Origin of the sequence: Cetobacterium sp. (assembly GCF_051658645.1) — a bacterium.
In the GTDB taxonomy this organism is placed as follows: Bacteria; Fusobacteriota; Fusobacteriia; order Fusobacteriales; family Fusobacteriaceae; genus Cetobacterium_A.
In genome coordinates this window covers 18,720-27,806 of sequence record NZ_JBOFMZ010000019.1, presented here as the reverse complement: position 1 = coordinate 27,806, position 9,087 = coordinate 18,720, and the positions used below count along the sequence as shown (strand labels likewise).

The 9,087-nt window shown below is 30.5% G+C and carries 11 protein-coding genes; all 11 read right to left on the bottom strand.

Annotated elements, in window-relative coordinates; all coding sequences use genetic code 11:
• Positions 1-106 precede the first annotated feature (106 nt).
• The 11 genes from ACRCZX_RS01015 to ACRCZX_RS00965 are packed head-to-tail and all read right to left on the bottom strand — an operon-like array spanning position 107 to position 9,070.
• On the bottom strand, positions 107-550 hold the full coding sequence (locus ACRCZX_RS01015) for a precorrin-6A/cobalt-precorrin-6A reductase (protein ID WP_438581086.1): 444 nt from the start codon (positions 548-550) through the stop codon (positions 107-109).
• Positions 547-1,278, bottom strand: a complete 732-nt coding sequence (gene cobJ, locus ACRCZX_RS01010) for a precorrin-3B C(17)-methyltransferase (RefSeq protein ID WP_438581085.1) — start codon at positions 1,276-1,278, stop codon at positions 547-549. The genes ACRCZX_RS01015 and cobJ overlap by 4 nt, the downstream gene beginning before the upstream one ends.
• The gene (cbiG, locus tag ACRCZX_RS01005) at positions 1,265-2,251 is read right to left on the bottom strand and encodes a cobalt-precorrin 5A hydrolase (protein WP_438581084.1); all 987 of its coding nucleotides are present in this window, start codon (positions 2,249-2,251) and stop codon (positions 1,265-1,267) included. Before cbiG ends, cobJ begins: the two co-directional genes overlap by 14 nt.
• Positions 2,251-3,012, bottom strand: coding sequence for a precorrin-4 C(11)-methyltransferase (cobM, locus tag ACRCZX_RS01000; RefSeq protein WP_438581083.1), 762 nt, complete (start codon positions 3,010-3,012; stop codon positions 2,251-2,253). Before cobM ends, cbiG begins: the two co-directional genes overlap by 1 nt.
• On the bottom strand, positions 2,991-3,719 hold the full coding sequence (gene cobI / locus ACRCZX_RS00995) for a precorrin-2 C(20)-methyltransferase (RefSeq protein ID WP_438581082.1): 729 nt from the start codon (positions 3,717-3,719) through the stop codon (positions 2,991-2,993). The genes cobM and cobI overlap by 22 nt, the downstream gene beginning before the upstream one ends.
• Before the next feature lie 15 nt (positions 3,720-3,734).
• Positions 3,735-4,301, bottom strand: a complete 567-nt coding sequence (gene cbiT / locus ACRCZX_RS00990) for a precorrin-6Y C5,15-methyltransferase (decarboxylating) subunit CbiT (protein ID WP_438581081.1) — start codon at positions 4,299-4,301, stop codon at positions 3,735-3,737.
• Between the two features lies 1 nt (position 4,302).
• Positions 4,303-4,932, bottom strand: a complete 630-nt coding sequence (gene cbiE, locus ACRCZX_RS00985; protein ID WP_438581080.1) for a precorrin-6y C5,15-methyltransferase (decarboxylating) subunit CbiE — start codon at positions 4,930-4,932, stop codon at positions 4,303-4,305.
• A complete protein-coding gene (gene cbiD / locus ACRCZX_RS00980; protein ID WP_438581079.1) occupies positions 4,925-6,058 on the bottom strand; it encodes a cobalt-precorrin-5B (C(1))-methyltransferase CbiD in 1,134 nt (377 codons plus the stop codon). Before cbiD ends, cbiE begins: the two co-directional genes overlap by 8 nt.
• Complete coding sequence (locus tag ACRCZX_RS00975) at positions 6,058-6,702, bottom strand: precorrin-8X methylmutase (RefSeq protein ID WP_438581078.1); 645 nt, start codon at positions 6,700-6,702, stop codon at positions 6,058-6,060. The genes cbiD and ACRCZX_RS00975 overlap by 1 nt, the downstream gene beginning before the upstream one ends.
• Positions 6,699-8,018 carry a cobyrinate a,c-diamide synthase gene (locus tag ACRCZX_RS00970; RefSeq protein WP_438581077.1) on the bottom strand — a complete coding sequence of 440 codons (1,320 nt, stop codon included), beginning with the start codon at positions 8,016-8,018 and terminating at the stop codon, positions 6,699-6,701. Before ACRCZX_RS00970 ends, ACRCZX_RS00975 begins: the two co-directional genes overlap by 4 nt.
• Positions 8,015-9,070, bottom strand: coding sequence for a pyridoxal phosphate-dependent aminotransferase (locus ACRCZX_RS00965; RefSeq protein WP_438581076.1), 1,056 nt, complete (start codon positions 9,068-9,070; stop codon positions 8,015-8,017). Before ACRCZX_RS00965 ends, ACRCZX_RS00970 begins: the two co-directional genes overlap by 4 nt.
• Positions 9,071-9,087 lie beyond the last annotated feature (17 nt).

The window sequence follows — 9,087 nt, the reverse complement described above, 5'->3', positions numbered from 1 at the left end:
CATATCGGAGTATCAGAGGAAGCATTTCAGGGCGTTACTCCTTCATTCTACTTCTCGAAAATACAGTTCTCTGTTATTTCGCTTCTACTAAGCTACTTTTAACATGTCATAACTTTTCATTATGAAACGTGTCGCACCTATGTATATTATTACTTCCCAAAGTTACTAAAATATTCCCCTCTAAACTCTCAGTATATTCTAAAAGACTCTCTAAATTTGAAAACTCTATTGCATTTTCATCAGAAACTAAATTTTCTCTTTCAAATCTTATATACTCAATGCCTTTAATCTTTGAGCAGTGGATTGCATTTTTTGAGACCTCTTCAGCATACGGGTGTGATAAATCCACTATTTTAGTTATTTCATTTTCATCTACAAACGCTTCCATTTGAAGTGAGTCCATTCTTTTGCAAAAAATTTTGATATCCTGAACGCCCTCTAAAAGTTTTCCACCATACTCAGTTGCAGTTGTTAAAATTAATTTTTCTTTAAAAGAAAAAGACTCTATAAAATCTCTAGAGTCTTTTGTTCCTCCTATAACCCAAATCATATATGATATCCTCTTGGTGTTATCATTCTATCTTTCCATATATAAGTTTTTGAATTTCCTATTATTACAACTGTAAACATATCTATTTCATGATTTAAAAAATCATCTAGATTTGTTAGAGTATAATTCTCATCGTCTCTACCTACGTGTCTAAGTAGTGCTACAGGAGTTTCTGGTGCTTTGTGCTTTAACATAATCTCTCTTGCTTCTACAATTTGTGTTGTTCTTCCTTTACTCTTTGGATTATAAAGAGATATTATAAAATCTCCAAATGCAGCTGCATCTAATCTTTTTGTAATTACATCCCAATCAGTTAAAAGGTCACTTAAACTGATTGTTGCATGATCATGCATAAGAGGAGCTCCAACAATCGCTGCACCTGCTACTGATGATGTTATACCTGGGACAACTTCAACTTCGAACCCCTCTTTTTGAGCTACTTCAATCATAATTCCTGCCATGCCATATATTCCAGCATCTCCACTACTAATTAAAGCAACATCTTTACCAGATTTAGCTATTTCTAACACAGCTTCACATCGAGCTACTTCTTTTTTCATTCCAGATACATAAAACTCTTTATCAGAGAACTCATCTCTAACTAAGTCAACATAAGTTATATATCCTGCTATTACATCTACCTCTTTTAAAGTTCTGTATGCTCTAATACTTATATCTTCCATGTTTCCTGGACCTATTCCAACAACATATATTTTACCTTTTTTCATATAGTATTCTCTCCTCGTAAATGGAAATTGTTATTCCATCTTTTTTTGCTTTTATTTCTAAAAATTTTCCATCTTTATTAGATGTTAAATATGAACATGGTTCTGAAACAGCTTTAACACCAATCTCTTTTTTTACAAAATCAGAACCTATAAACATATTTTCTACTTCTAATATATCTGCTCTTGAAACTATTTTCAACTCTTTTTTAAAATATCTTGCTGCTTCTACAATTCCAACTTCATCAGCTTTTAAATCAACAGTAGCAAAATGTTTTATGCTTTTGTAAGAAAGGTTATGCTTTTTCAAAACCTCTTTTAAAAATTGAATTACATCAGAACTACAAACTCCACGTCTTGAACCTATTCCTACGATTAAGTTTTGAGGGTATAATTGAACTAATTTAATACTTTTTTTATTTGAAACTAGTATTACACCTTCTGGATTTTCTACTGTAATGTTCTGTGGAAGCTTTAATTCTACATTTTTTCCATCAACTATAAGTGCTGTTACATTTTTAGCAGCTTCTAAAGAATCTAAATTACATTTTAACTTTTGAGCTAAAGTATCCACAGCTATCTTACCTGTAACATCAGAGCTTGTTGTTATAATCGGAACTAATCCGAGCTCACTTTCCAAAAATTGAGCTAAATCGTTCGCTCCACCTAAATGTCCAGATAATAAAGATATAGCAAAACTCATGTTTTCATCTACAACTAAAACAGCTGGATCTATATCTTTTGATTTTATTAAGCTACTTATTTTTCTAACGACTATTCCAGTTGCCATTATAAAAATATGAGCATCATATTTATGAAAGTTCTCTTCTAAAACTTCAGTAAAATTATCCATAACAAAACCATTTTCTATTTTAAACTTTTTCAAAGTATATATATCTAAGGATTTTATTTTATTTTTTATTTTTAAAGCAGCTAAAGAGGCACCTCTAGTTACTGTCCAAACTGCTATTTTCATTACTTTTCTATTCCTTTTCTAAACTCATGTGTAAAGTGCTTGTCATAAAGTAGCGATTTATCATATTCGTTTCCTAAAAAATCACCTACAAGTATTTGAGCTGTTTTAGTTATGTTAGCTGATTTAACTTTAGCTTCTATAGTCTCTAAAGTTCCCATTACAATTTTCTGATCTTCCCAACTAGCTCTTTGAACTACAGCTATTGGTGTAGTCATCGGATAATGAACTCCTAATCTTTTTACAACATCTCCTATCATATGAACAGATAAAAATATTGCCATAGAGGCTCTGTGTGATGCCAATGACTCCAAGCTTTCCTTTTCAGGAACAGGAGTTCTTCCTTCTAATCTTGTACAAATAACTGTTTGAGATACATTTGGAAGTGTAAACTCTTTTTTTACTGCTGCTGCTGAAGCTAAAAATGAGCTTACCCCTGGAATAACTTCATAATCTATTCCATGCTCATCCAACATATCCATCTGTTCTCTATGTGCTCCAAAAATTGCTGGATCTCCAGTATGAACTCTAGCTACTAATTTTCCAGCTTTTACACCTTTTACAATTACATCTACAACCTCTTCTAAAGTCATTGATGCCGAGTTATGAATTTCAGCTGATGGTTTGTGACAATCTATAACCTCTCTTGGAACTAAAGAACCAGCGTATATAATTACATCCGCTGATTTTACCAATCTTTGACCTTTAACTGTTATTAATTCTGGATCTCCTGGACCCGCTCCTATAAAATAAACTTTTTCCATGTACTGATTCCTCCTTTTTTTAATATTAATGTTGTAAAGTAAGGAATGTCATCCTCTTCTAAACCTTTTAAATCAAATTTTACAACTTCACTTTCTTTTCCACAGTTTGAAACCATTATTACATTCTCTAAATTTCCTGTCGCTATTAAACCTGTTCTCAATTTATCAAAATTTCTAGAAACTTTCATGAAAACTACATTATCAGCTGACTCAATCTCTCCTATAATATCTGTTTCAGAGTTTAAAGATACCACTTTTAGTGATTCTTCTCCCATAACTAATGGTAAATTAAATCTCGAAGACATGTCTGTAAATGAAGAGATTCCTGGAATTGTTTCGACAGGTGTTTTTCCATCTAAGTACTCTAGTATATAAACATATGTACTATATGTCATTGGATCACCTATTGTTAAAAACCCCACTTTTTTTCCAGCTTTTAAATAGTTCTCTATCTGTTCAGCATTTTTTTTTCTAAACTCTTTTCTAGCTTCTACACTTTTCAGCATTGGAAACTCTACAAATAAAGTTTCTACACCATCTTTTAAATACTCTTTTGCTATTTCATAAGCAGTGCTTCCTTCAGCTTTTTTAGCCTCTGGTAGTACAACTATATCTAACTCTTTAAATGCTTTCACAGCTTTTAATGTTAACATCTCTGGGTCCCCTACTCCTACCCCTATTCCATAAAATCTTCCTAATGACGACATACTTTCCCTTTCCTCCTATTTATCTGCTGTTATTATATATATTGGGTTTTCTCCATACATCATTGTATAAGGTCCCACACTTTTTCCTCTAGATACAACAACATTTATTATTTCTATATTTTTAAAATTATACTCTTTTAATAATTTTGTTGCATCTCCTAAAGTCTCTATTGTTATTGCATTTACTACTAATCTTGCACATTCTTTCGAATATTTTAAAAAATGTTCTAAGATACTTCTTAAAGAACCTGTTGAACCCCCAATAAACATTCTATCATATTCAATATCTGTTGGAATTACTTCTGGTGCTCTTCCTACTATAACCTCTATATTTTGAAGTCTGAATTTTCGAATGTTTTCTTTTAAAGTTTCTATTCCCTTTTCCTCTTTTTCAACTGATAAGACTCTTCCATTTCTAAGATATGTAGCTGCTTCAATACCTATAGTTCCTGTTCCAGCTCCAACATCTATTAAAATAGAGTCATCTTTTAGTCTTAATTTTGCTATTGATATTGCTCTAATTTCTTGCTTTGTCATTGGTAACTCTCTTTGGATAAACTCTTTGTCATATATATGTCCCATATTATTTTACCTTTCTTAGAACTGTAACGTTCATTTTATATTTTCTATTATATTGCTCGTAATCTCGAACTAAAAATCTTGTTATTCTTTCATCTTCATAAGATAACCTTTCTCCTATAACTATCTCAACATCGAAAATTTCGTTTTGAACTAAAACTTTACTTATTTCATTTGGATTATTTTTTTCATCGGTCAAAAGAACAACTCCAAATTGACTTAATTTAAAAAGTTTTATAAAATCATTTTCTCTTCCATGAATACTACAAAGTTCATAATTTTCCCAAGTCATCTCTAACTTTGAGAATAAATATTGAAATGATGATATTCCTGGAATAACTTTAAACTCTCGATTTTCAAAACTACTTTTTAGATATGTAAGTAAACTATAATAACCTGTGTCTCCTGACACAACAAAGGTTATCTCTTTTTTAGAATTACTTTTTACAAAATTTTTCATATCTTCTAATTTTTTCATTTCAAAAATTTCTTGGTTTTTTAAAAGCTGATTTATCTCTTCTAACTGTCTTTTACCACCTATGACTATCCCTGAATTTTTTATGCTTTCAATTCCAGCGGCTGTGCAATAATCTAAATTTCCAGGTCCTAAACCTACAACTGTTAATTTACTCACCTTTTATCTCCTCTACCATATCATAAAATTTATCACTATAGCCTAATATATCTCCACTATAATTAAATAAAACTGACTCAAACTGAATTTCATCTCTCGAAAATTCACGAGACTTCATCGCTACTTTATTCGCTATAAAATTGAAAAGTTCAACTTTTTTTTCAACATATTGACATGCTTCTTCAGCTGTATTTGAATTTAAAATTTTTAGTATATTTTCTCTAGGTTCATCTATTAATACCGCATTTGCCGCTATTATTTCCAAACGAGCATCAGCGACTCTACTATGAGTATTAAATATTCCACCAGCAACTTTTATCGCTTTTCCGATATGCCCAATAAGCATTACTTTTTTAAATCCTAATTGAACTGCACTCTCTATCATAAATCCTATATAATTACTTGTGACAACCATCTGTTCAATATCAATATTTTGTTGAATACAAAATTGTTTACCATGATTTCCAAAAAGAAATACAACCCAATCTCTGCTACTATTAGCTTTTAAAACTTTGAGTTCAGCAAACATTGAATTTTTTAGAGCTTCTTCACTCATAGGTTTAACAATTCCAGTTGAACCTAAAATTGATATTCCACCTAATATTCCAAGTTTTCGATTAAATGTTTTTTCAGCTTTTTCTAAACCTTTTGGAACATATATAGTTACAATTAAATTTAAATTTTCTGCAGAAGCTTTTTTTAAGAGTTTTGTTAACTCTTTCACTATCATTTCCTGAGGACCTGGATTTATAGCTGATTTTCCTGGAATAACTTTAAGCCCTTTTTTTGTAACTAATCCAACTCCCCTACCGCCTACAATCAATATATTTCCGAATCTATGACCTCGGCTTATATCTGGTAATTGCTCTACAATTTTAACTTTCGAGCATATTTCTATACCATTTGTAACATCTGGATCATCTCCTGCATCTTTTAATACAACAGCTCTAGCCCAATTTCCACATCTTTTTTTTGATTCTATTGGAACTCTAATTTTTGTGTTATCTAAAGTTAATATCTCTAAAACATCTTCTATCTTTTGATCTAAAAGTAAACTCAAGGCTATATATGCTCCAACAGCTGAACATGTTCCAGTTGTATAACCAGATTTTAACTCTTTAGCCATTAAAAACCTTCTCTTTTATATAACTGATATAAAATTCCATGAAGAATTGAAACCGCTACTGGGCTTCCACCCTTTCTACCTTTTACAATTATATATGGTATTCCACTTCCTGGAAGTATCTCTTTTGATTCAGCTGCTCCTACAAATCCTACTGGAACTGCTACTATTAACGCTGGTTTTTTAACTTCACCTGAATCTATTAGCTCTTTCAATCTGAATAAAGCTGTTGGAGCATTTCCAATTAAAAATATATTTGTATCCTTATCTTTTGCTGCATGTTCTATTCCAACAATTGATCTTGTTACCCCTCTTTCTTTTGCTTCTGCTGCAACATCTTTATCAGCAACTAAACAATAAGCTGAATAATTAAATTTTTGAAGAGTTAACTTACTCAATCCATTTACAATCATATTTGTATCACAGTATATTTTTCCACCTTTTTTCAAAGCTTCTAAACATGATTGAACTGCATCTTCTGAAAACTGAATTAAGTCAGCATATTCAAAATCAGCTGTTGTATGAATAACTCTTTTTACAACTGGTAAATGCTGTTCTGAAAATTGAGCAGATTTTTCTCCAAGCTCCTCTTCTATAATTTCAAAACTTCTAATTTCTATATCTTCTGGTTTTTTTATATATGTCATTTTTTTGCTCCTTCTAAAATTGAAATTAATATATCGTGATTTTTGAAAAAATGTAGATGTGGATAACCTGCAATTAGGTTTTTATTTTTATAACCACAAAGCCACTCTCTTCCATCAGCTTTTTTTAGTTTAAAAACTCGTTTATCAGATCCAATTGAATCTATTGTAGAATAGTGAAACTCATGAGCTCTTCCTGATAAATCTCCATATTCTAAATCTATATATCCAAATCTACTAATAAAAAGTCGTTCTGTCATCTTTATAGTAGCATCAACTAAGTTAGCCATGGGATAAAAATCTCCAGCTAAAGTTTTAATTCCTTTAGTTAGATACATAAAACCTCCACATTCAGCATAGATATATCCACCATCTTTATGGTATTGGAATAAAGATTCTTTAAAACTAGTGTTTTCTGATAACTCTTTACAATAGTTTTCTGGGTACCCTCCACCAAAATAAAGCAAATCCACCGCTGGAATTTTTTTATCTTGAAGTGGAGAAAACTCTACTATTTTGATTCCCATTCTTTTTAAAAGTTCTAAATTATCCTCATAATAAAATGAAAATGCACTATCTTTTGCGACTCCTATTTTCATTCCGCTGTACTGATTTTCAAAGCTTTTAAATATATCTAGAAATTCTGAAGTTTCATTCATTTCAGCTATTTCTTCTAGTTTTTTTAAATCTACTGTTTTTTCTATTTCTTTTTTCAAAACAAGTTTTTTTTCTTTTAAATCTTGAACCTCATCTGCTCTTAAAAGTCCAAGATGTCTACTGCTAATAGCTAAATTTTCATCTTTTTTCAAATACCCTAAACAAGGAATTGATGTGTATGTTTCGATAGCATCTTTTAACATATAGTATAATTTTTCACTAGTTACTTTATTTATAATAACACCTGCTATTTTTACTCTAGGGTCGAGTAGTTGATACCCTAAAACCTCTGCAGCAACACTCGTACTTTTTCCCGCAGCATCCACGACTAAAATTACAGGTAAATTCAAAACTCTAGAAAGATGAGCTGTACTGTAGTTATCAAGTGAATTTTGCAGGCCATCATAAAGTCCCATCACTCCTTCAACTATAGAGAATTTTTTTTTATGTTTATTGAAGCTATATTTGACCCCATCCTCTCCCATTAAGAATAAATCTAAATTATAACTTGAATTATTTGTTATAAATTTATGAAAACTAGGATCTATATAATCAGGTCCAACTTTAAATGGTGAAACATCCTCAAAAACTGACATTAAGGCCATTGAAACTGTAGTTTTTCCTATTCCACTCTTTGTTCCAGCTAAAACAAAACCTTTCATTCTCCTAACACCTTCTTTAAAGCCTCTAAAACTATTAAATTTTTCTTTCTATCTTTAATAGCTAGTCTAATATAGCTTTCATCTAAAAATACAAAATTTGAAGCATCACGAACTAAAACTCCATTTTGAATCATTTTTTTTCTAAAGCTTTTAGCATTATCTTTTAGTAGCTTTACCAAAATAAAATTTGTCTCTGTGCGAGTTACTTCAATATCCTTTAATCTTGACAATTCTTCAAAAAATAGGATTTTTTCTTTTTTTATCCATTCTTCTGTTTCTCGAATATATAGTTTATCTAAAAGCATAGTTTTTCCCGCAATCTCTGCAAATCCATTTACACTCCAAGGCTCTCTAATCTCTTTTATTCTATCAATAATAACTTTATCATATGTTAGCCCGTATCCTAAACGAACTCCTGGTAGTGCAAAAAATTTTGTTAAAGCTCTTAAAATAAATACATTTTTATGTTTTAATAAAAATGCAGTTTTATCTTGCCAATTTTCTATAAATTCAATAAAAGCTTCATCTATAAAGAGTTTTTTATTTTTATTTTCTAAAAAATCTGCTATTCTTCCTACTTTATCTAAATTTTGAAACTTTCCAGTTGGATTATTTGGATTACACATAACTACTACATCTTCGTCAGTTATAAAATCCATCAATAAATTTTCATTCAATGAAAAATCTTTGCTCAATGGGAAAAATTTCACATCTTTTCCACCTGCATTAGCTGCTCTTTCATATTCAGCAAAAGTTGGAGCTATTATTAAAACTTTTTGAGCTTGAACAGCTTTCATATATAAAAATAAAATCTCTGTAGCACCATTTCCAACTACAACATTTTCCAATAAGCACCCATTATAGCTAGCTATTGATTTTCTCAAATCTACATAATCTATATCAGGATATTTTTCCAGTACCTCAAAATTTTCTATTACTGCTTTTTTAAAACTTTCAGGAACTCCCAAAGGATTTATATTTGAACTATAATCTAGAACTTCTGTTTCACCTTTTCTTTTTAAGCTATAAATATTCCCACCATGTAAATCCATATCTCCCACTTCCTTTT

Bases quoted from the DNA above. Each gene is read 5' to 3' on its own strand.
- ACRCZX_RS01015 (WP_438581086.1), bottom strand. From the start codon at position 550: ATGATTTGGGTTATAGGAGGAACAAAAGACTCTAGAGATTTTATAGAG.
- cobJ (WP_438581085.1), bottom strand. From the start codon at position 1,278: ATGAAAAAAGGTAAAATATATGTTGTTGGAATAGGTCCAGGAAACATG.
- cbiG (WP_438581084.1), bottom strand. From the start codon at position 2,251: ATGAAAATAGCAGTTTGGACAGTAACTAGAGGTGCCTCTTTAGCTGCT.
- cobM (WP_438581083.1), bottom strand. From the start codon at position 3,012: ATGGAAAAAGTTTATTTTATAGGAGCGGGTCCAGGAGATCCAGAATTA.
- cobI (WP_438581082.1), bottom strand. From the start codon at position 3,719: ATGTCGTCATTAGGAAGATTTTATGGAATAGGGGTAGGAGTAGGGGAC.
- cbiT (WP_438581081.1), bottom strand. From the start codon at position 4,301: ATGGGACATATATATGACAAAGAGTTTATCCAAAGAGAGTTACCAATG.
- cbiD (WP_438581079.1), bottom strand. From the start codon at position 6,058: ATGGCTAAAGAGTTAAAATCTGGTTATACAACTGGAACATGTTCAGCT.
- ACRCZX_RS00975 (WP_438581078.1), bottom strand. From the start codon at position 6,702: ATGACATATATAAAAAAACCAGAAGATATAGAAATTAGAAGTTTTGAA.
- ACRCZX_RS00970 (WP_438581077.1), bottom strand. From the start codon at position 8,018: ATGAAAGGTTTTGTTTTAGCTGGAACAAAGAGTGGAATAGGAAAAACT.
- ACRCZX_RS00965 (WP_438581076.1), bottom strand. From the start codon at position 9,070: ATGGATTTACATGGTGGGAATATTTATAGCTTAAAAAGAAAAGGTGAA.